The 21,539-nt window shown below is 37.2% G+C and carries 29 protein-coding genes; 25 read left to right on the forward strand and 4 right to left on the reverse strand.

Going from position 1 to position 21,539, the window contains the following annotated elements; genetic code table 11:
- Positions 1-38: 38 nt before the first annotated feature.
- The 4 genes from ABVM52_RS11440 to ABVM52_RS11455 form a co-directional block, all read right to left on the reverse strand.
- Positions 39-1,295 (reverse strand): aryl-sulfate sulfotransferase, encoded by a 1,257-nt coding sequence (locus ABVM52_RS11440; RefSeq protein WP_405380596.1) that lies wholly within the window; start codon positions 1,293-1,295, stop codon positions 39-41.
- Between the two features lie 311 nt (positions 1,296-1,606).
- Positions 1,607-2,548, reverse strand: coding sequence for a hypothetical protein (locus tag ABVM52_RS11445; RefSeq protein ID WP_405380598.1), 942 nt, complete (start codon positions 2,546-2,548; stop codon positions 1,607-1,609).
- A gap of 18 nt (positions 2,549-2,566) precedes the next feature.
- Positions 2,567-4,213, reverse strand: coding sequence for a SusD/RagB family nutrient-binding outer membrane lipoprotein (locus ABVM52_RS11450; protein WP_405380600.1), 1,647 nt, complete (start codon positions 4,211-4,213; stop codon positions 2,567-2,569).
- A 24-nt stretch (positions 4,214-4,237) separates the two neighbouring features.
- Positions 4,238-7,462 carry a SusC/RagA family TonB-linked outer membrane protein gene (locus tag ABVM52_RS11455; RefSeq protein WP_405380602.1) on the reverse strand — a complete coding sequence of 1,075 codons (3,225 nt, stop codon included), beginning with the start codon at positions 7,460-7,462 and terminating at the stop codon, positions 4,238-4,240.
- A gap of 401 nt (positions 7,463-7,863) precedes the next feature.
- Between ABVM52_RS11455 and rpsL the strand changes: the two genes are divergently transcribed.
- The 25 genes from rpsL to secY all read left to right on the forward strand — a co-directional run bounded on the left by rpsL (position 7,864) and on the right by secY (position 21,538).
- Positions 7,864-8,238, forward strand: a complete 375-nt coding sequence (rpsL, locus tag ABVM52_RS11460) for a 30S ribosomal protein S12 (RefSeq protein WP_405380604.1) — start codon at positions 7,864-7,866, stop codon at positions 8,236-8,238.
- 23 nt (positions 8,239-8,261) lie between these two features.
- Positions 8,262-8,738 (forward strand): 30S ribosomal protein S7, encoded by a 477-nt coding sequence (rpsG, locus tag ABVM52_RS11465; protein ID WP_405380606.1) that lies wholly within the window; start codon positions 8,262-8,264, stop codon positions 8,736-8,738.
- 6 nt (positions 8,739-8,744) lie between these two features.
- Complete coding sequence (gene fusA / locus ABVM52_RS11470; RefSeq protein ID WP_405380608.1) at positions 8,745-10,877, forward strand: elongation factor G; 2,133 nt, start codon at positions 8,745-8,747, stop codon at positions 10,875-10,877.
- 9 nt (positions 10,878-10,886) lie between these two features.
- Entirely contained in the window at positions 10,887-11,192 is a 306-nt protein-coding gene (gene rpsJ / locus ABVM52_RS11475) for a 30S ribosomal protein S10 (RefSeq protein ID WP_007094989.1), read from the forward strand.
- A gap of 141 nt (positions 11,193-11,333) precedes the next feature.
- Complete coding sequence (gene rplC, locus ABVM52_RS11480; protein WP_405380611.1) at positions 11,334-11,951, forward strand: 50S ribosomal protein L3; 618 nt, start codon at positions 11,334-11,336, stop codon at positions 11,949-11,951.
- Positions 11,952-11,956: 5 nt separating this feature from the next.
- A complete protein-coding gene (gene rplD / locus ABVM52_RS11485; protein ID WP_405380613.1) occupies positions 11,957-12,589 on the forward strand; it encodes a 50S ribosomal protein L4 in 633 nt (210 codons plus the stop codon).
- Between the two features lie 4 nt (positions 12,590-12,593).
- Positions 12,594-12,884 (forward strand): 50S ribosomal protein L23, encoded by a 291-nt coding sequence (gene rplW, locus ABVM52_RS11490; protein ID WP_405380615.1) that lies wholly within the window; start codon positions 12,594-12,596, stop codon positions 12,882-12,884.
- Between the two features lie 9 nt (positions 12,885-12,893).
- The gene (gene rplB / locus ABVM52_RS11495) at positions 12,894-13,718 is read left to right on the forward strand and encodes a 50S ribosomal protein L2 (protein ID WP_405380617.1); all 825 of its coding nucleotides are present in this window, start codon (positions 12,894-12,896) and stop codon (positions 13,716-13,718) included.
- 14 nt (positions 13,719-13,732) lie between these two features.
- Positions 13,733-14,011 (forward strand): 30S ribosomal protein S19, encoded by a 279-nt coding sequence (gene rpsS, locus ABVM52_RS11500; RefSeq protein WP_089259448.1) that lies wholly within the window; start codon positions 13,733-13,735, stop codon positions 14,009-14,011.
- A 3-nt stretch (positions 14,012-14,014) separates the two neighbouring features.
- Complete coding sequence (gene rplV, locus ABVM52_RS11505; RefSeq protein WP_405380619.1) at positions 14,015-14,422, forward strand: 50S ribosomal protein L22; 408 nt, start codon at positions 14,015-14,017, stop codon at positions 14,420-14,422.
- A gap of 1 nt (position 14,423) precedes the next feature.
- Complete coding sequence (gene rpsC / locus ABVM52_RS11510) at positions 14,424-15,143, forward strand: 30S ribosomal protein S3 (protein WP_089259450.1); 720 nt, start codon at positions 14,424-14,426, stop codon at positions 15,141-15,143.
- 20 nt (positions 15,144-15,163) lie between these two features.
- Positions 15,164-15,592: a 50S ribosomal protein L16 gene (gene rplP, locus ABVM52_RS11515; protein ID WP_405380621.1), complete on the forward strand. Its 429-nt coding sequence runs from the start codon at positions 15,164-15,166 to the stop codon at positions 15,590-15,592.
- Positions 15,593-15,604: 12 nt separating this feature from the next.
- Positions 15,605-15,796: a 50S ribosomal protein L29 gene (rpmC, locus tag ABVM52_RS11520; RefSeq protein WP_405380623.1), complete on the forward strand. Its 192-nt coding sequence runs from the start codon at positions 15,605-15,607 to the stop codon at positions 15,794-15,796.
- A gap of 13 nt (positions 15,797-15,809) precedes the next feature.
- Positions 15,810-16,067 carry a 30S ribosomal protein S17 gene (gene rpsQ, locus ABVM52_RS11525; protein ID WP_058104316.1) on the forward strand — a complete coding sequence of 86 codons (258 nt, stop codon included), beginning with the start codon at positions 15,810-15,812 and terminating at the stop codon, positions 16,065-16,067.
- Between the two features lie 3 nt (positions 16,068-16,070).
- Positions 16,071-16,439 carry a 50S ribosomal protein L14 gene (gene rplN, locus ABVM52_RS11530; protein WP_027064819.1) on the forward strand — a complete coding sequence of 123 codons (369 nt, stop codon included), beginning with the start codon at positions 16,071-16,073 and terminating at the stop codon, positions 16,437-16,439.
- Positions 16,440-16,452: 13 nt separating this feature from the next.
- Complete coding sequence (gene rplX / locus ABVM52_RS11535; protein WP_405380626.1) at positions 16,453-16,767, forward strand: 50S ribosomal protein L24; 315 nt, start codon at positions 16,453-16,455, stop codon at positions 16,765-16,767.
- A gap of 2 nt (positions 16,768-16,769) precedes the next feature.
- On the forward strand, positions 16,770-17,321 hold the full coding sequence (gene rplE / locus ABVM52_RS11540) for a 50S ribosomal protein L5 (RefSeq protein ID WP_089259454.1): 552 nt from the start codon (positions 16,770-16,772) through the stop codon (positions 17,319-17,321).
- A 1-nt stretch (position 17,322) separates the two neighbouring features.
- Positions 17,323-17,592, forward strand: coding sequence for a 30S ribosomal protein S14 (rpsN, locus tag ABVM52_RS11545; RefSeq protein WP_405380628.1), 270 nt, complete (start codon positions 17,323-17,325; stop codon positions 17,590-17,592).
- 68 nt (positions 17,593-17,660) lie between these two features.
- Complete coding sequence (gene rpsH / locus ABVM52_RS11550; RefSeq protein ID WP_405380630.1) at positions 17,661-18,059, forward strand: 30S ribosomal protein S8; 399 nt, start codon at positions 17,661-17,663, stop codon at positions 18,057-18,059.
- 20 nt (positions 18,060-18,079) lie between these two features.
- On the forward strand, positions 18,080-18,622 hold the full coding sequence (gene rplF / locus ABVM52_RS11555) for a 50S ribosomal protein L6 (RefSeq protein WP_405380632.1): 543 nt from the start codon (positions 18,080-18,082) through the stop codon (positions 18,620-18,622).
- 12 nt (positions 18,623-18,634) lie between these two features.
- Positions 18,635-18,991: a 50S ribosomal protein L18 gene (rplR, locus tag ABVM52_RS11560; protein ID WP_405380634.1), complete on the forward strand. Its 357-nt coding sequence runs from the start codon at positions 18,635-18,637 to the stop codon at positions 18,989-18,991.
- 9 nt (positions 18,992-19,000) lie between these two features.
- Entirely contained in the window at positions 19,001-19,525 is a 525-nt protein-coding gene (rpsE, locus tag ABVM52_RS11565; protein ID WP_405380636.1) for a 30S ribosomal protein S5, read from the forward strand.
- Between the two features lie 10 nt (positions 19,526-19,535).
- Positions 19,536-19,715 carry a 50S ribosomal protein L30 gene (rpmD, locus tag ABVM52_RS11570; protein ID WP_405380638.1) on the forward strand — a complete coding sequence of 60 codons (180 nt, stop codon included), beginning with the start codon at positions 19,536-19,538 and terminating at the stop codon, positions 19,713-19,715.
- 12 nt (positions 19,716-19,727) lie between these two features.
- Positions 19,728-20,180 (forward strand): 50S ribosomal protein L15, encoded by a 453-nt coding sequence (rplO, locus tag ABVM52_RS11575; protein ID WP_405380641.1) that lies wholly within the window; start codon positions 19,728-19,730, stop codon positions 20,178-20,180.
- Positions 20,181-20,194: 14 nt separating this feature from the next.
- Positions 20,195-21,538 carry a preprotein translocase subunit SecY gene (secY, locus tag ABVM52_RS11580; protein ID WP_405380643.1) on the forward strand — a complete coding sequence of 448 codons (1,344 nt, stop codon included), beginning with the start codon at positions 20,195-20,197 and terminating at the stop codon, positions 21,536-21,538.
- Position 21,539 lies beyond the last annotated feature (1 nt).

Consider the following 21,539-nt stretch of genomic DNA (forward strand, 5'->3'; position numbering starts at 1 on the left):
ATGTCTGAAAAAGATTGGGTTTATATTTTATTTCAGTTTTATAAACCTAATTTTTGAATTTCCGGAGCTTCTTGTAAGTAATGATATCCTCTCCAATAAAATCCTGGAGCACTAAATTTCCAAACCACTTCTTTCTCTCTAGTTACCTCCCAAAAGCCAAAATCACCCTCAGTAATAAGAATATTGCCATTTTCAAGTAGAACAGCTCCTGATACTTTACCTGAATACATATCTGGGTCTGTAAAGCTCCATGTAATTTTTGGCTCATTATTTTTGTTAGGTTCCAAATTATAAGTCTCCGGTAATTCTAGTTCGTAAACTGTGGATTGTTTTATATCATTTCCATTAGAAAACACTAACAATTTACCCTTGTGTTCTCCTTTAAGAAGGTTAGGAAAATGATTGTTCTGAAATAAGCGTAGACCTTGTTCGTTTTCATATGCTTCAGGATTACCAAAACGATAAATTAAATCTCCCCCTTTATTGTAATTGCCTCCTAGGTGACTTGCAGCCTCTTCTGTAGTTGTACTATGGTCAATTACCCAAATTTCAGAGAATGAATTGACACTTAAATAGATAAGGTCTTTTTCAGCATCATATGCTATAGCATTGGCGTGCATAATATCTCCTTTAACTTCTGGCAATAATGTTTCTTTTGCGCTGTAATTGATGTCGATTAATTGAGGGTTATGAGCTATGGTGCCGTAATTACGTTTAGTTGAATCATTTTCTTGAACAAGATGGTCCATGGAATGCCATTCCCATACAATGGAACTTGTATTTGTGTTAATTTCTATGATAGATTCAGGATAAATATCCTCTGAAAACATATACCCTTCTTCTTTGGCTTGTATAGAATCTGTAATTGACCACACCATTGCTAAAATATTACCATTGGGTAACATTTCTACATCGTGATGGGTTTCACCTTCTGTACTTGAATATATATATTCCCAAGATGGAGTGTTGTCCGTCTCAATAATTTGTATTTTACCTCCTTTGCCCCCTAAAGGTATTTTTGGTTCATCTGATTCTAATGAGGCTAATAGTTTTCCGTTGGGCATTAAGTAAACATCATTACCAATATTGTTGGTTAAGGTCCATTCATGGAGTAGTTTAGCTTTTTTATTCATTATATAGACACGGTTTGCGGCCGCATCATTTACTAAAATATAATTGGTATCTATTTTAGAATCATTGAAAATTTCTACAGTTCCAATTGGTGTGAAATCTTCATCTGTGTTCACGTCTTGATCACCTTCTGGATTAGATGGCATTTCTTGGTCAAGAACCATATCATCTTTATTAGTGCAAGAAGGGCATGTAATAAAAACCCCAATACAAATTAATAAAACAGCATATGTATGAATTCTTTTTAAAATCATTATTTTTAGTTAAGGCCAGTATTTGTAGGCGTCAATTAAAGCGTGTGTAATTTGTAAAACTTATATCTTACAAATTGTTTTTATCAAATGGATAAACTGGTTTTAATAGAGTTCAGGGAAATTCTATTTTAATACAGCATGAATTGGTTATTTAAAAAATAAGCCACCCCATAAAAGAGGTGGCTTGTTATATAAAAGGTAAAATTGGATTTACCTATATATTAATCCTTACAGAAATCTATAGTTATAGGACCTGCATCAGCACTTTGGTAGCCACCAACAACATTACCGTTTGGTGTAACGATTTCAAATCCTATTTCACCATACTCATCACCAGGGAAATACCAATCGGCAGATGTAGTACCTTCTGGGATGGTAATGGTACCAACACCAGTTGAACCATCGTTAGGAACACAATCAGAACCTCCCAAGAATGTTCCTGCTGCTCCAGCATATGGAGAACATAGTCCAACTTCCAATACTGTTCCGTCATCTAAGGTTACGGTTATACCATCTCCACCTAATCCTGTGGATGTTTGCCAACCATCACCATAAGAATCTGTCATGTTAATTGTCCAAACACCTGGTGTTGGTGCTTTTGGAGGACAAACAACAGTAGCGGAATATAAGAATGGAGAGGAAAAATAGGAACCGGTCAAAGTACCAGAATTCTGTGCGAAAGAAAACGATCTTCCATCGTTTAGAATTAAAGCGAACCTGATTCTAAATTGATCACTACCATCTATATCACTTGCAGAAAGTCCAGTTATACCTAATAACTCTCCTAAAGTAGCTGAGAAACTATATGTAGGTAAACCTCTGTCACCTACTCCAAATTCTGAAGAAGGAACGGTAGTTAACAAAGACTCCGCTACATCACCTGGACCATTGCTGGTATCTGCATCCACAAAGCTTACATAAACTTCTAATGCATCTACTAAAGTACCATCCGCTTCACTTTGTACTTCTAGGTCAACTGCGAATTCTCCAGTGTCAACACCAATGGGTAATTCATTTGATTTTACCTCAATGGTTCTTAATATTGCTCCTCTTGTGGTGTTTGCCACAACATCATCTACTACAGCATCTCCTTCATCGCAAGAAGTGAACATCAGCGAAGTGAGAATAACTGCTGTAAAAACTTTATAATTTATTTTCATCATTTTAAGTTTTTTAATTAATTAATTCGCCGGTGGAAATGCAGGGCTAGCAGGATTTGTATCCCAGAATACCTGAGTAGTTAGCGATGTTCTTTGTGTTAAATTTGGATTCGTCACTACTTCATTCTGCGGTAACAATAAAGACCTTGGGAACGGACCAGGATTTGGCTCCCAGTTTGGAAGTAAAGTAGTAGGGTATCCTGTTTTTCTATAGTAGTTCCAGGATTCTCCACCACCACCGTATAGTGCTATCCAATATTGCTCGGCAAATACATTTTCTTTGTCATCACCTGTAGCAGTATTATATTCTTCTACAATACCCTCAATGTATTCTGTAACTTCATCTGCAGTAGGTTCAAAAGATTTATCTGCAGTGCCATCTAAAGCACCAAAGGTTTGAACTTTAGCAATGGATTTGGTCATACCAGCTTCCATTAATGTTGCTCTATCCGCATCAGACGCTGCCATTTCGGCTCTCCAAAAATCAACCCATGACGCTAATAACATAGGCTCGATACCGGCACCGCCGCCACCTACACCTAATCCAACTTCACCAAAACTGTTGTCATCAAAACGCCCACCTGCTGGGTAAACGCCAGAAGCTGTTCTAGTGAAACCATCTGGAGGAGTACCTTCATCGTTTCCATGAGAACGACCCCAATACCCATTATCAACGCTACAGTAAGTGTAACCACCATCAATATAATGCTGTGGCGGTACTACCAAAGAACAAGCCAATGTTTCTTCATTTGGATCAACTTCTTCACCATCAATATCAAGAGCACCTGGTGTACCGTTTACTTGACGATAGAAATAGTAGCGAATTCTTGGATCATCCTTTAAAAGCATTGTTTCCATAGTCCAGTTAGAACGATATAGATTAGCGCCACTTGGTGTGTAATCATTTGCATAATCTGGATGACGTGTATCTGGTTGTAACTGGTTTGTACCATACGTGAACTGTAGGTCATCTTCATTACTGCTAATGAAATTATCACCTTGAATAATACTGTTAAAAGCAGAAACATTTCCTGTAGTTTTATAAGCTTTTAGCTTTATGGTATTGATCACCTTTATCCATTTAGAAGAATCTCCGTCATAATAGAAATCCGTTGCTCCCTGAGTTGCTGGATCAGTACTTAATAAGGCTTGTGCCTCATCTAATAAACTAAGAGCAACCGCATAAATGGTCTCGCCATCATCCAAATTTGGTGCAGGAAACTCTACAGGATTCAAAGCCTCTGAATACGCTGCATTCCCAATCATATCAACTAAGATGATTAAACTATGTGCTTGGGCAATTTTTCCAACTGCAACATGGAAATCATAATTGATGTCAGATTCGGCATTGATTCTTTCAATTTCTTGAAGGTTTGCAAAAATGTTACTATAGGTCGTAGACCATATACCGTTCATAGTTGCACCTTGATAATTGTTGAAATAATCCCTACCTCCCATAAACTGGATTCTGGTTAATGCGCCACCAATACCATTAAAGGTGCTAACATTATTTCTATAACCTAACTGAATAGTGTTAAGTAATAGATTTGGATCTCCCTGTGTAAGTATATTAGGGTTTTCTGTAAGATTCAATTCAGTGGTATCACAGGAGTTTAGAAAACTACCTGAAATAAATACCACCAATATGTATTTAATTATTTTTTTCATGATATATCTTGTTTTTAGCAATTTTTAAAAGGTCATCTTTACGCTCATACCATATCTTCTGGTACTTGGACCGTTCAAGAAGTCAAATCCTCTACCATTTCCTACACCAACACCTGCAACGTTAGGATCAAAATTTGCGCCATCTGGAGTGTTGTAAGCATCATACCAAAGGTTAAATCCTTGTACGGTGAATGTCAAGCTTCCAAAAGGTGTTTTTTCCAAAAATTTCTTAGGTAATGAATAGCCTAAAGAAACCTCTTGTAAACGTATTACCGATGCATCATAAATTTTAGCTTCAGCAGGACCAAATAACAAGTTACTAAAGTAGTATGTGGAGTTATTGATCTGTACATCATTAGGTTCCCCTGTTGTTTGGTTAACACCTGGTAAGATGTACGTGTTCAACCTATCTTCTGTTTCAACGATCAAACCTCTACCAAGCAATGTTGCAATGGTACTGGACATGATGTCACCACCTTTAATATGGTTAATTTGAAATCCAAGACTCCAGTTCTTATAGGATAAGGAATTAATGAAGTTCATTGTATAATCTGGAACGGCATCACCAATAATTGGCACATTACCATCTAAATCAGATTCAGTAATTACATAGTTACCAGCAGCATTTGTCAATAGGTCTCCATTCTCGTTTCTTGCGAAAGCGGTACCTACTATACTACCTAAAGACTCACCTTTAATAGCGGCATTACCACCAATGAATAAAGCCTGGTTACCGGCATAAATGATGATATCCTGTTCTTGTTCTTCAACAATTTCTTTATTGGCAAAGAAATTTACACTAGATTTCCAGTTAAATCCGTCAGGATTTCTGAATATATCTATTCCTAAATCGGCTTCATAACCTTTGTTACTGATCTGTCCTATGTTACTTTGAGTAAATTGGAAACCAGTTGATGGAGATAATGGCTCCGTAACAATTAGGTCATCCGTTCTTCTGTCATAATATGTTGCATCCAAAGAAACACGATTATTGAAAAATTTACTTTCAAAACCTACTTCAAACTCTTTAAGTAATTCTGGTTTTAAATTAGGATTAGCTTTAAAGGAACTGATGCTGTTAAGAGTTATAGAACCAAAGGCACCACCAGGCTGTTGAGTGTTTTGATCAACACCACTAACTGTAGGATAATTTTCCGGGAAGTTTGCTGAAGTACCATAACTAGCTCTTAGTTTTAAGTAGTTAAGTCCACCTTCTGAACGTAGCCCAGAAAAAGCCGCAGTAGGCAAGAAAGATAAACTAGCACCCGGGTAGGTAAGGCTTCTGTTTTCTGTAATCAAGTTAGAAACCCAATCCGTACGACTACTTAGGTTAAGGAATAACATATTGTCGTAATCAATACTTACATCACCGAACATACCTACAATATTTCTTTTTCTAGAGAATTGTATTGGTAACTGATTTTCGTAGTTAAAATGTCTTCTAACTCCAAATACAATTTGTCCAGAACTTGCTACCCCTTGTCTGTCGTACTCATCTGAACGTGCATTAGCACCAACGTTAAAGGTAAGACCTATTTTATCGGATATGTCATAGTTACCGTTTAAGGATGCCGTATGGTCCCAAATAGTATTGTTGTTATCAAATGTGTTTAAGAACCCAAAAATATCGCCATCAAATTCTACCCCACCTTTATCTGAAAACTGAGTGTTTCTCTCATTATAGAAATCAAGACCAGTTCTCCAATTTACTCCTAAATTTTCGTTGATTTCATAGGATAAAGAAGTATTAAAATAAAACCTGTTTGTTAACTGATTGAATTTAATGTGTTCTGTTACCCAACGTGGGTTTATGATATCATTACCATTTCTATAGTATACACTACCACCAGTAACCGGGTTTTCAAAAGGTAAGCCCATTAAATCTACGTTTCTTGGGGTAAATAATACAGCACCATATACAGAGTTAGAACTAATACCACCGTTACCTCTACTTGCTGATACCGGAGGAGTGTCATAATCAGTTCTTGAATAGTTCATTGTTCCTGCAATGGTGAATTTGTTACTTAATTTAGAACGTCCACCAACAGAAAAGTTGACACGTCTTAATTGGTTACCTGGTGTAAAACCAACATCGTTAAGATGCCCTAAGTTAGCATTATATGTAGTGTTTCCATCTTGGGAACCTCCAGCAAAGTTTACAGAGGTATTGGTCACGTGACCAGGAGCAAAAAACTCCTCTACTGAATCATAAGGTCTCCACTCATAACGTGCGCCTTGCAATTCTGGAAAAGCTTCTCTGGTTGCAGCAATTGCAGTAGTTGAATAAGGATGTTCCAAAGTTCCATTTTCATCAATGGCAGCTTGCGCGCCCCAACCTGCAGTTCCTTCTCTATCAAAACTTGGTCCCCAGTTACTGAAGAACCAACCAAATGCTTGGTCAAATCCACCACCATATTTAGTTTGGTATTCAGGTAAGGAAGCATATTCGTTAACAAAGTAAGAAGTGTTTACTGAAATCTCGTTCTTTTTAACACCACCGGTATTAGCAGCAGCCTTAGTAGTAACAAGAATAACACCATTTTTACCTAAGGTACCATATAATGTTGTAGCGGCTAAACCTTTAAGTACTTCTATGTTGGCAATATTGTTAGGGTCAATATCTAAAAAACGTGAAGATCCCGTATTACCTGAAAGGAAATCTCCACCACTGTTCGTGTCATTACTGAAAGGAACACCATCCACAATAAATAAAGCTTGGTTACTTCCACTAAATGAACTTAGACCCCTAATGGTCACACTGGTTGCAGAACCTGACATACCACCACCGGAAGTAATGTTTACACCTGCGGCCTTACCGGCAAGTACACGAGCAACATCACCCTCAGCTCTAGACTCTAGGGCTTCTTGACCAACAGAGCTGGTTGCATAACCTAAAGCCTTTTTTTCACGCTTAATACCTTGCGCTGTTACTACAACCTCTTCAAGAGCCTGCGCGTCTTCCTGCATGGCAACATTAACGGTGTCTCCTGCACCTACATTTTGACGAACAGCTTTTTGTCCAATATAGGTAAATAATAATGTCTGTCCTTCAGAGGCGCTGATGGAGTAATTTCCATCGAAATCAGTCTGAGTACCATTTGTGGTGCCCTCGACTACAATGTTTACCCCAGGCAAAGGAAGCCCATCTTGATCAGTAACCGTACCGGAAACTGTTTTTTGTTGTGCGAACGAAAGATGCACAACTAACGCCAAAAGAAGCGTTAACAATCCTTTTAGTTTTGTTCTCATTTTTAAATTATTTGAATTAGCTAGCGGCAAACTTCACAATAAACTGTTAATAATGCAAGTGAATTTTAATAAAACTTTAAGGAAACTCATAAAATTATTAGTTACAGATAAAACACCGCGCATATTTTAAGTTATATAATTTTACCTATCAATTTTTGAGAATATGCTAATTTTAAGGAGAAGACAGCATTAAAATATTTTGCGGTTGAAAGGTTCAAATCTTCAAATTTGGCTAAAAAACCTCGTGTTTGGGCGTGGTAAAATTTAACATTAATATGGCCTGTAAAATCGATTATGAAAAAAAATATAAAAATAATTTGATCGGGGTTTGAATTATACTGAAATATTACTACATTTGCCGACCCTTAAAGTAGGGGTAATTTTATACATTATATTATAGTATGCCAACAATATCACAATTAGTACGAATAGGAAGAGAGACGATTACTAAGAAGAGTAAATCGGCTGCTTTGGATTCGTGTCCTCAAAGAAGGGGTGTTTGTACACGTGTTTATACTACAACGCCAAAGAAACCAAATTCAGCTATGCGTAAAGTAGCAAGGGTAAGGTTAACCAATGGTAAGGAAGTTAACGCTTACATTCCCGGTGAAGGACATAATCTTCAAGAGCACTCGATAGTATTAGTAAGAGGCGGAAGAGTTAAAGATTTACCTGGGGTAAGGTATCATATTGTACGTGGTGCATTGGACACAGCAGGTGTGGCCGGTAGAACACAACGTAGATCAAAATATGGTGCAAAAAAACCTAAGAAGTAATTAAACTTGTTTAAAAGGAAGTAATGAGAAAAAGACAGGCAAAGAAAAGACCACTTTTACCGGATCCAAGGTTTAACGACCAATTGGTTACGCGTTTCGTCAATATGATGATGTGGGATGGTAAAAAATCAGTTGCTTTTAGTGTTTTTTACGATGCAATAGATATCGTAGACGCTAAAAAAACCGATGAAGAGAAAACGGCTTTGGAGTTGTGGAAAGATGCATTGAGTAATGTTATGCCACATGTTGAAGTTCGTAGTAGAAGAGTTGGTGGGGCAACGTTCCAGATACCGATGCAAATTAGACCGGACAGGAAAATATCTACCGCTATGAAGTGGTTGATCAGTTATGCAAGAAAGCGTAATGAAAAAGGAATGTCTCAAAAATTAGCTGGCGAAATCTTAGCTGCTGCAAAAGAAGAAGGTGCTGCGGTTAAGAAAAGAGTGGATACGCATAAAATGGCCGAGGCAAACAAAGCATTCTCTCACTTTAGATTCTAATATATAATGGCAAGAGATTTAAAATACACAAGAAATATAGGAATTGCCGCGCATATTGATGCAGGTAAGACTACGACTACCGAACGTATACTTTTTTACACCGGTGTAAGTCATAAAATAGGAGAGGTTCATGATGGTGCTGCCACTATGGACTGGATGGAGCAAGAGCAGGAAAGAGGTATTACAATTACTTCAGCTGCTACAACTTGTACCTGGAAGTTCCCGTTGGAGAATGCAAAGGAATTGCCAGATACAAAAGATTATCATTTTAATATTATTGACACTCCTGGTCACGTTGATTTTACCGTTGAGGTAAACCGTTCTTTACGTGTCTTGGATGGTTTGGTCTTTTTGTTTAGTGCGGTTGATGGTGTAGAGCCTCAGTCTGAAACTAACTGGAGATTGGCCGATAATTATAAAGTGCCAAGAATTGGGTTTGTAAACAAAATGGACCGTCAAGGTTCTAATTTCCTTATGGTGTGTAAGCAGGTTAAGGAAATGTTGGGGTCAAATGCAGTTCCTATTGTATTACCTATTGGTGAAGAGGCGGATTTTAAAGGAATCGTTGATTTGGCAAAGAATAGAGCAATTGTATGGCATGATGAAGGTTTCGGTTCTACTTTTGATGTGATCGATATTCCTGAAGATATGAAAGCAGAGGTTAAGGAGTATAGAGCTGCCTTGATCGAAGCTGTTGCTGAGTACGATGAGGAATTGATGGAGAAATTCTTTGAGGATGAGGACTCTATTACTGAGGAGGAAGTACATGCTGCTTTAAGGGCTGCGGTTATGGATCGTGCAATCATTCCAATGATATGTGGTTCATCTTTTAAAAATAAAGGTGTTCAGTTTTTGTTGGATGCTGTTTGTAGATACTTGCCTTCTCCTATAGATAAGGATGATATTGAAGGAACTAATCCAAATACAGGTGCTGTTGAAAAGCGTAAGCCTAATGTTAAGGAGCCTTTTTCAGCTCTAGCTTTTAAAATTGCTACCGATCCTTTTGTAGGTAGATTGGCTTTCTTTAGAACATATTCTGGTCGTTTAGATGCTGGATCTTACATATTGAATAACCGTTCAGGTAAAAAGGAACGTATTTCACGTATTTATCAAATGCACTCTAATAAACAAAATGCTATCGATTATATCGAAGCAGGTGATATTGGTGCTGCTGTAGGTTTTAAGGATATTAAAACTGGTGATACGATGTCTGACGAAAAACATCCTATCGTTTTGGAAAGTATGGATTTCCCAGAGCCGGTAATTGGTATTGCTGTAGAGCCTAAAACTAAGGCAGATGTGGATAAATTGGGTATGGCCTTAGGTAAATTGGCTGAAGAGGATCCAACTTTTACGGTTAGAACCGATGAGGCTTCAGGTCAGACAATTATATCCGGTATGGGTGAGCTTCACTTAGATATTATTGTTGATCGTCTTAAGAGGGAATTTAAAGTTGAGGTTAGCCAAGGTGAGCCACAAGTTGAATATAAAGAAGCGTTAACGAAAACTGCATCACATAGAGAAACTTATAAAAAGCAATCTGGTGGTCGTGGTAAATTTGGTGACATCGTTTTTGAAATGGGTCCTGCTGATGAGGATTTTGAAGGAGATGGGTTACAGTTTGTTGACGAAATTAAAGGTGGACGTATTCCTAAAGAATTCATTCCTGCTGTTGAAAAAGGATTTGTTGCTGCTATGCAAAACGGACCTTTGGCTGGCTATGAGATGGATACTATGAAAGTAGTATTAAAGGATGGTTCTTTCCACCCTGTGGATTCAGATGCACTTTCTTTTGAATTGGCTGCCAAAATGGGTTATAAAGCTGCTGGTAAAGCCGCTGGTGCCGTAATCATGGAACCGATAATGAAATTGGAGGTAATTACTCCAGAGGAAAATATGGGTGACATTGTAGGTGACTTGAACAGAAGACGTGGTACTATTGGTGATATGAGCGATAGGGCTGGTGCCAAAGTAGTAAAAGGTACTGTTCCATTATCTGAAATGTTTGGATATGTAACATCGTTAAGAACATTATCTTCCGGTCGTGCAACATCTACTATGGAATTTTCACACTATGCGGAAACTCCTTCAAATATATCTGAAGAAGTTATTAAAGCAGCAAAAGGAATAACAGCATAAATTTAGGACATGAGTCAGAAAATTAGAATAAAACTAAAATCCTACGATCATAATTTGGTAGATAAATCTGCTGAAAAGATTGTAAAGACGGTAAAGACAACCGGTGCTGTTGTTACAGGACCAATTCCTTTGCCAACGCATAAAAAGATTTTTACGGTATTGCGTTCTCCGCACGTAAATAAAAAATCAAGAGAGCAGTTTCAATTAAGTTCTTACAAGAGGTTATTGGATATTTATAGCTCTTCTTCTAAAACTATCGATGCCCTTATGAAGTTAGAGCTTCCAAGTGGTGTAGAGGTTGAGATTAAGGTGTAGGTAATAAACTTACCTTGTTAAGGTGAGTAACATGTCCTAAGCTGCGGGCGAGGGAAAAACGGAAAAAATAATTTAGGGTTAAATTATTTTGACCCTATTTTTTTGAATAGTATTTAATAGTAATAATTAATATAAATAAGTATGTCTGGGTTAATAGGAAAGAAAGTAGGCATGACCAGTATTTTTGACGAGAATGGAAAGAATATTCCATGTACCGTTATACAAGCTGGCCCATGTGTAGTTACCCAAGTCAGAACCGAAGAGGTTGACGGGTATAGTGCCCTTCAACTTGGTTTCGATGACAAGGCAGAAAGTCGTGCTAATAAGGCCCAATCTGGCCACTTTAAAAAAGCAGGTGCTTCTCCTAAGAAAAAAGTCGTTGAATTCCGAGATTTTGAAGGTGAGTTTAAATTAGGAGACACTGTTGGTGTAGATGTGTTCGTTGAAGGCGAATTTGTTGATGTCGTTGGTACTTCTAAAGGAAAAGGTTTTCAAGGTGTAGTTAAGCGTCATGGTTTTGGTGGTGTGGGTCAAGCAACCCATGGTCAACATAACAGGCTTAGGGCTCCAGGTTCAATTGGTGCAGCATCTTACCCAGCTAGAGTATTTAAAGGTATGAAAATGGCTGGTAGAATGGGGTCTGACCGTGTTACGGTTCAAAACCTTAGGGTTTTAAAAGTAGTTCCAGAAAAGAATCTTTTAGTAGTTAAAGGTTGTGTTCCTGGTCATAAGAATGCTTATGTAACGATACAAAAGTAGAGGTAATGAAGATAGCAGTTTTAGATATTAAAGGAAAAGACACAGGTAGAAAGGCAAACCTTTCTGATGATGTTTTCGCTATAGAGCCTAATGAGCATGCGGTTTATTTAGATGTTAAGCAATATTTGGCACATCAAAGACAAGGTACGCATAAAGCTAAGGAGAGAGCAGAAATAGCAGGTAGTACTAGAAAGATAAAGAAGCAAAAAGGTACAGGTACGGCAAGAGCCGGTAGTATTAAGTCGCCTATCTTTAGAGGTGGTGGTAGAATATTTGGCCCTAGACCTAAGGATTACACCCAAAAATTGAATAAAAACCTTAAACGTTTGGCAAGAAAATCTGCCTTGACTTTAAAGTCTAAGGATAATGCCATAATCGTTGTTGAGGATTTTGATTTTGATACTCCAAAAACAAAGGATTTTGTTGAAGTTTTAAAGACTTTAGGAATTGAAAACAAAAAGTCTTTGATTGTGTTGGGTGATTCAAATAAAGGTGTATATTTGTCTTCGCGTAATTTCAAAGGGTCTGAAGTTATAACTAACTCAGAATTAAGCACTTACAAAATACTTAATGCTAATAGTGTGGTGTTGTTGGAGAGCTCTCTAGAAGGAATAGAATCGAATTTAAATAAACAATAATATCATGAGTGTGTTGATAAAGCCAATTATAACGGAAAAAATGACTGCGGATAGCGAGTTGAACAATCGTTATGGTTTCGTAGTTAACCCTAAGGCAAACAAATTGCAGATAAAAGATGCAGTTGAGGCAACTTATGGTGTTTCGGTTAAAAAGGTTCGTACAATGAATTACGGGCCCACCAGAAAATCCAGATATACTAAAACTGGGGTGCAGCATGGTAAAACAAATGCAATTAAAAAGGCAATTGTAGATGTTGTTGAAGGTGATATTATTGATTTTTACAGTAATCTATAAAGACAAGAAATGTCAGTTAGAAAATTAAAACCAGTCACTCCTGGACAGCGTTTTAGAGTAGTAAACGGATTTGACGCCATTACTGCTGATAAGCCGGAGAAAAGCTTGCTTGCTCCGTTAAAAAAGTCCGGAGGTAGAAACAGTCAAGGAAAAATGACCATGCGCCAAAAAGGTGGAGGTCATAAAAGAAGGTATCGTGTTATAGATTTTAAAAGGGACAAGCAAGATGTGCTAGCTACCGTAAAATCTATAGAGTACGATCCAAATAGAACGGCATTTATTGCTCTTGTAGAGTATGCTGATGGTGAAAAGCGTTATGTGATCGCACAAAACGGTTTGCAGGTTGGACAGAAGATTTCTTCGGGTTCTGATGTAGCGCCAGAGATCGGTAATGCAATGCCTTTGAGTGAAGTTCCTTTGGGAACCATCATTTCATGTATTGAGTTAAGGCCTGGGCAAGGTGCTGTTATGGCAAGAAGTGCAGGTACCTTTGCGCAATTAATGGCAAAGGACGGTAAGTTTGTAACCGTTAAAATGCCTTCAGGTGAAACAAGATTGGTTCTTTCTGGTTGTTTGGCTACAATAGGTGCTATTTCTAACTCTGATCATCAATTACTTGTTTCCGGTAAAGCTGGTAGAAGTAGATGGTTAGGTAGAAGACCAAGAACAAGACCGGTGGCTATGAACCCTGTAGATCATCCAATGGGTGGTGGTGAAGGTAGAGCTTCTGGTGGTCATCCAAGATCTAGAAACGGTATACCTGCAAAAGGATTTAGAACCCGTTCTAAGACTAAGAGCACCAATAAGTATATTATAGAACGTAGAAAGAAATAAAAAAGTAGAAAGAAATGGCACGTTCACTAAAAAAAGGACCATACGTACACTATAGCTTGGAGAAAAAAATCCAACAAAGTGCAGCATCCGGTAAGAAATCGGTAATTAAGACTTGGTCAAGGGCATCTATGATCACTCCAGATTTTGTTGGAATGACAATAGCTGTTCATAACGGAAAACAATTTGTACCTGTTTTTGTAACTGAAAACATGGTTGGACATAAACTTGGGGAATTTTCACCTACTAGATCTTTTAGAGGTCACGTTGGTGCAAAAAACAAAGGAAAAAAGTAAGCTATGGGAGTTCGTAAAAAACAAATGGCCGAAAGAATCAAGGCTGAAAAAAAGAAGGTAGCTTTTGCTAAGTTGAACAACTGTCCAACTTCGCCAAGAAAGATGCGTTTGGTTGCTGATTTAATTAGAGGTGCTAAAGTTGAAAATGCCTTAGCTATATTAAGATTCAACCCAAAGGAGGCTTCTAGAAAACTAGAAAAATTATTATTATCCGCTTTGGCAAATTGGCAGGCTAAAAATGAAGATGCAAATGTTGAAGATGCAGATTTAGTTGTTGCTGAAATTAGAGTTGATAGTGGTGCAATGTTAAAAAGATTGCGTCCAGCTCCACAAGGAAGAGCACATAGAATTAGAAAACGTTCAAACCATGTTACTTTGGTTTTAGGGTCTAAAAATATAACAGAAAACTAGAATGGGACAGAAAACAAATCCAATAGGAAATCGTCTAGGAATCATTAGAGGTTGGGAATCTAACTGGTATGGTGGAAACGATTATGGGGATAAATTGGCTGAAGATGATAAAATACGAAAGTATATTCACGCCAGACTTTCTAAAGCTAGTGTTTCTAGAGTTATTATAGAACGTACCCTAAAGCTTATAACGGTAACGGTTACCACTGCAAGACCTGGTATTATTATCGGTAAAGGTGGACAAGAAGTTGATAAATTAAAAGAAGAGTTAAAGAAAATCACCAATAAGGAGGTTCAGATTAATATCTTCGAAATAAAAAGACCTGAATTGGATGCTAATTTGGTAGCGGCAAGTGTTGCCCGCCAGATTGAAAGTAGGATCTCATTTAGGAGGGCTATTAAAATGGCCATTGCTGCTGCAATGAGAATGAATGCCGAAGGTATTAAAATTCAAATTTCAGGTAGGTTAAATGGTGCGGAAATGGCAAGATCTGAGTCTTACAAAGACGGAAGAATTCCATTATCCACATTCAGAGCCGATATTGATTACGCTCTTCAAGAAGCTCAAACCACTTATGGTAAACTTGGAATAAAAGTTTGGATCATGAAAGGTGAGGTTTACGGAAAAAGAGAATTGTCGCCTTTAGTAGGAATGCAAAAAGGTGATTCTTCTAAAGGAGGTAAGCAAGAAGGTGGTAGAAAACAACGTCGTAGAAAGTAATTTTTTAAAGAACTAAAGTAATGTTACAACCGAAAAGAACGAAGTTCCGTAAAATGCAGAAAGGCCGTATGAAAGGCCTAGCTGGTAGAGGACACCAACTTTCAAATGGTATGTTCGGTATAAAGAATGTTGGTGATGCAGCGTTCTTGACTTCACGCCAAATAGAGGCTGCACGTATTGCTGCAACAAGATATATGAAAAGGGAAGGGCAGTTATGGATAAAGATATTTCCGGATAAGCCTATAACCAAGAAACCTCTTGAGGTACGTATGGGTAAAGGTAAGGGTGCTCCTGAATATTTTGTAGCCGTGGTAAAACCAGGTAGAATCATGTTCGAAGTAGCTGGAGTTCCTGTGGAAGTAGCAAAAGAGGCTTTAAGATTAGCGGCACAAAAGCTTCCTGTTAAAACTAAATTTATTGTAGCTCGAGATTACGAGGGTAGAAATTAAACGTAAGGAACTATGAAAAAACAAGAAATTAAAGAATTGTCTGTTGAAGGACTTACGGAGAAATTGGCCGAGTATAAAAAGCAGCATGAAGAATTGAAAATGGCACATTTTGTAACTCCGTTGGAAAATCCATTGCAGATTAGAAAGGTAAGGAGAACAGTAGCAAGATTGGCCACTGAATTAACTAATAGGGAAAACCAATAATTGGTTCGGCTTTATGGAAAAAAGAAACTTAAGAAAAGAGAGAGTAGGAGTTGTCACTAGTAATAAGATGGAAAAATCCATTGTTATTTCAGAGGTGAAAAGAGTAAAGCATCCTATGTACGGTAAATTCGTTTTGAAGACAAAGAAATATGTTGCACATGACGAAAAGAACGATTGTAACATTGGTGATACTGTAAAGATCATGGAAACTCGTCCTATGAGTAAAACCAAATGTTGGAGATTAGTAGAAATCTTAGAAAGAGCTAAATAAGTTATGTTACAGCAAGAATCTAGATTAAAGGTAGCGGATAACACCGGGGCGAAGGAAGTATTGACTATTCGTGTATTAGGTGGTACCAAAAGAAGATATGCATCTATAGGCGACAAAATTGTTGTTACCGTAAAGGAAGCAACTCCAAATGGAGGTATCAAAAAAGGAGCGGTATCAACAGCGGTCGTCGTTCGTACCAAGAAAGAAGTAAGAAGACCAGATGGGTCGTATATCAGATTTGACGATAACGCTTGTGTTTTATTAAATCCTGCTGGAGAGATGAGGGGAACCCGTGTTTTCGGACCCGTTGCAAGGGAGCTAAGGGACAAGCAATTTATGAAGATTGTATCATTGGCCCCAGAGGTATTATAATATAACGGACAAGATGAAAAAGTTAAAAATAAAAACAGGAGATACGGTAAGAATTATCGCTGGTGACCATAAGGGTACAGAGGGTAAGATTATGCGTGTAAATCTTGAAAAAAATAAAGCCATTGTAGAAGGTGCTAATATGGTCTCTAAACATGAGAAACCAAGTGCAAAGAACCCTCAAGGTGGTATTGTGAAAAAAGAAGCTTTAATCCATATTTCAAACTTGGCTTTGATCGACAGTAAAACTGGTGATACAACTAGAGTAGGTTACGAAATAAAGGATGGTAAAAAAGTTAGGGTTTCCAAAAAATCCAAAGAAGTAATTTAGTTATGGCATACGTTACAAGATTAAAGAAAGAGTATAAGGAGCGAATTATTGCTGCCCTTACCGAAGAATTTGGTTACAGTAATGTAATGCAGGTTCCTAAGTTAGAAAAAATAGTAATGAGTAGAGGTATTGGTGCTGCTGTTGCCGATAAAAAGCTTATTGATCATGCTATTGATGAAATGACGATGATTACTGGTCAAAAAGCTGTTGCTACATTATCTAAAAAAGATGTTGCTGCCTTTAAATTAAGAAAAGGTATGCCTATTGGTGCTAAAGTTACCCTTAGAGGTGAGCGTATGTACGAATTCTTAGATCGTTTGGTAACGTCTGCTTTGCCAAGGGTTCGTGATTTTCAAGGTATTAAGGCTACAGGTTTTGATGGTCGTGGAAATTATAACTTAGGTATTACGGAACAAATTATATTCCCGGAAATTAACATTGATAAAATCAATAGAATTAACGGTATGGATATTACTTTTGTGACCTCTGCAAATACTGACAAGGAAGCAAAATCATTATTAACGGAATTAGGTTTACCTTTTAAAAAGAATTAGTATGGCTAAGGAATCAATGAAAGCCCGTGAAAGAAAAAGGGAAAGAATAGTAGCAAAATACGCTGAGAAAAGAAAGGCTTTAAAGGAAGCTGGTGATTATGAAGGTTTGCAAAAACTTCCTAAGAACGCTTCTCCAGTTCGTTTACATAATAGATGTAAGCTTACAGGAAGACCTAAGGGTTACATGAGAACCTTTGGTATTTCTAGGGTAATGTTCAGAGAAATGGCAAATGCCGGTTTAATTCCTGGAGTTAAAAAGGCTAGCTGGTAAAAAATTAGAATTATTAATGGTTTCAGGTTTAACATGAAAGTTAAAAACCGTCACCGAATTATATATACATGGTAACAGATACTATAGCAGATTACCTAACGAGAGTTAGAAACGCAAGTAGAGCAGGACATAGAGTTGTTGAAATCCCTGCATCTAACTTGAAAAAAGAGATAACTAAAATATTATTCGATCAAGGATATATTTTAAGTTATAAGTTTGAGGACAGTAAAGTTCAAGGTACAATTAAGATCGCTTTGAAATATGACAAGTTTACAAAGGAGCCTGTTATCAAAAAAATACAGCGTATAAGTAAGCCTGGTTTAAGAAAGTATGCCGGTAGTGAAGATTTACCACGTGTATTGAACGGTTTAGGTATCGCTATTGTTTCTACATCACACGGTGTAATGACAAGTAAGCAAGCAAAGGCGGAAAAAGTTGGTGGTGAAGTTTTATGCTACGTTTATTAATTGATATAAAGAATTAGAAAATGTCTAGAATAGGTAATAATCCAATCGCAATTCCAGAAGGAGTAACTATTGAAATCAATGATAATATCATTTCTGTAAAAGGAAAGTTAGGGGAGTTGACTCAAGAGTTTTCTGGTGTAGCGGTAAAGGTAGAAGATGGTCAGGCTTGGGTAACAAGACCTTCAGATTCTAAGGAGCATAAAGCAAAGCACGGTTTATATAGATCACTTATACTGAATATGGTTGAGGGTGTTTCAAAAGGATGGACCAAAGAATTGGAGTTAGTAGGTGTAGGTTATAGAGCAAGTAACCAAGGTCAAAAACTTGATTTGGCACTAGGGTTTTCCCATAATATAGTTTTTGATTTGGCCCCAGAGGTTAAAGTTGAGACTGTATCTGAAAAAGGAAAGAATCCTATTGTAAAGTTGACCTCTCATGACAAACAATTGGTTGGTCATATAGCAGCTAAGATTAGATCATTCCGTAAACCTGAACCTTACAAAGGAAAAGGTATTAAGTTTGTTGGTGAAATATTAAGAAGAAAAGCTGGTAAATCAGCTTAATATAAGTGTATTATGGGATTATCAAAAACACAAAGAAAAAATAGAATCCGTCGTAGAATTCGTAAGGTTTCTACCGGTACAGCAGCTAGACCTAGGTTGTCTGTTTTCCGTAGCAATAGCGAGATTTATGCTCAAGTAATAGATGACGTAAAAGGAATTACTTTGGTATCTGCTTCTTCAAGAGATAAGGATATTGCAAAGGAAAAAGGAAATAAAACTGAAATTGCTGCTCTAGTAGGTAAAACAATTGCTGAGAAATCTGTTAAGGCAGGTCTGGACAAGGTCGCTTTTGATAGAGGCGGTAATTTATATCATGGTAGAGTAAAGTCTTTGGCCGAAGGTGCAAGAGAAGCAGGATTAAAATTCTAATAAACTAGTATGTTCCAAAAATATAAAAACGTAGAAACGGTTAAACCTGGCGGTTTAGATTTAAAAGATAAATTAGTTGGCATTCAACGTGTAACTAAGGTAACTAAAGGTGGTAGGGCATTCGGTTTTTCTGCTATTGTAGTTGTAGGTGATGAAAATGGTGTTGTAGGCCACGGTTTAGGTAAATCCAAAGAAGTTGCTACAGCAATTGCAAAAGCAATTGAGGACGGTAAAAAGAATTTGATTAGAATTCCTTTGAACAATGGTACCTTACCACATGAGCAAAAAGGTAAATTTGGTGGAGCTAGGGTTTATATTCAGCCAGCTTCCCATGGTACGGGTGTTATTGCCGGTGGTGCAGTAAGATCGGTATTGGAATCTGTAGGTGTTCATGATGTATTATCTAAATCACAAGGTTCTTCTAATCCTCATAATGTAGTAAAAGCAACATTTGATGCTTTGTTACAACTTAGGGATGCAAAGACTATTGCAAGTCAAAGAGGTGTTTCTTTAGAAAAAGTATTTAAAGGCTAAGAGTAGAATTATGGCAAAGATTAAAGTTACACAAGTAAAAAGTGGAATTAAGAAACCTCAAAATCAGAAAAGAACATTAGAGGCTCTTGGTTTAAAAAGAATTGGTCAAGTCGTAGAACATGACAATACGGCCAATATTCTTGGAATGATAAATAAAGTTAAACATTTAGTTTCCGTAGAGGAGGCTTAAATATAGAATAGAATGGGTTTACATAATCTACAGCCTGCAGAAGGTTCAGTGAATAGAGACGGTAAGCGTCTTGGACGAGGACAAGGGTCTGGAAAAGGAGGAACTGCTGCAAGAGGTCATAAAGGGGCAAAATCAAGATCTGGTTATTCTAAGAAAATTGGTTTTGAAGGTGGTCAAATGCCTTTACAACGTCGTGTTCCTAAATTTGGTTTTACGAATATCAACCGTAAGAATTATAAAGGTATCAATATTGAGAAATTGCAAGAGCTTGTTGATAACAAGGTTATTGAAAAAGAAGTTTCTTTAGATATTTTGGTAGAGAACGGTGTAGTTGGTAAAAACGATTTAGTAAAAATTTTAGGTAACGGTGAATTAAAATCTCCCCTAAAAATTACAGTACATAAATTTACCGCTTCAGCTAAAGCAGCTATTGAAGCAGCTGGTGGTGAGGCAATAAGTTTGTAAGCATAAACGAGAGCATGAAGAATTTTATTGATACAATATCCAATATTTGGAAGATAGAAGAGCTAAGAAATAGAATACTTATTACCTTGGGTCTTTTATTGGTGTACAGGTTTGGTTGCCAAATTGTTCTTCCGGGTATAGATTCAACACAATTAGGTGGATTGACCGATGGAACCGATCAAGGTATTTTTGGTCTTTTAAACGCATTTACGGGAGGGGCTTTCGCCAATGCTTCTGTTTTTGCCTTGGGTATTATGCCTTACATTTCTGCTTCAATTGTAGTTCAATTAATGGGTATTGCAATACCATATCTTCAAAAACTGCAGAAGGAGGGTGAAAGTGGTCGTAAAACTATAAATCAGATTACTAGATGGTTGACCATTGGTATTTGTATAGTACAGGCTCCTGCATATTTATACGGTCTAGAAGCTTTTGGTGTTAGGGATAGTGCTTTTATTTTAGGAAAAGGACTTGATTTTATGATACCGGCAGTAATCATTTTGGTTACAGGTACTGTATTTGCAATGTGGTTGGGAGAGAAAATTACTGATAAAGGTATTGGTAATGGAATATCATTATTGATAATGATTGGTATTATCGCCACTATGCCGCAATCTTTTGTACAGGAGTTTATTTCTAGAACTGTAGATAATAATGGCGGATTGATGTTTATCCTAATTGAAGTTATCATTTGGTTCTTAGTTATTCTTGCATGTATATTATTGGTAATGGCCACACGCCAAATACCTGTGCAATATGCTAGAAGAACAGCTTCCGGTGGTTATGAGAAAAACATTATGGGGTCTAGACAATATATTCCATTAAAATTAAATGCATCTGGGGTTATGCCTATAATCTTTGCCCAAGCTATTATGTTTGTGCCAGGAATGATCGGTGGAGCTTTTGACGATACTGCATTTGGACAATGGATGCAAGTTCAATTTAGTGATATATTCGGTTTGGCTTATAATATATTATTTGCCTTGTTAATAATAATCTTCACTTACTTTTATACGGCCATTACGGTTCCTACTAATAAAATGGCAGATGACCTTAAAAGAAGTGGTGGTTTTATACCGGGAATACGTCCTGGTAAAGAAACTGGAGATTTTTTAGATAAGATTATGTCATTAATAACGTTACCTGGATCAATTTTCTTAGCTTTGCTCGCAATTTTGCCGGCCGTTGTAGTTAAGTTGATGGATGTTCAGGCTGGATGGGCCTTATTTTATGGAGGTACATCTTTATTGATTATGGTTGGTGTGGCAATAGATACTGTTCAACAGGTTAATTCTTATCTGTTAAATAGACATTATGATGGCCTAATGAAAACCGGTAAAAATAGAAAAGTAGCATAAT

The sequence above is a fragment of the Maribacter sp. LLG6340-A2 genome, assembly GCF_045057105.1.
In the GTDB taxonomy this organism is placed as follows: Bacteria; Bacteroidota; Bacteroidia; order Flavobacteriales; family Flavobacteriaceae; genus Maribacter.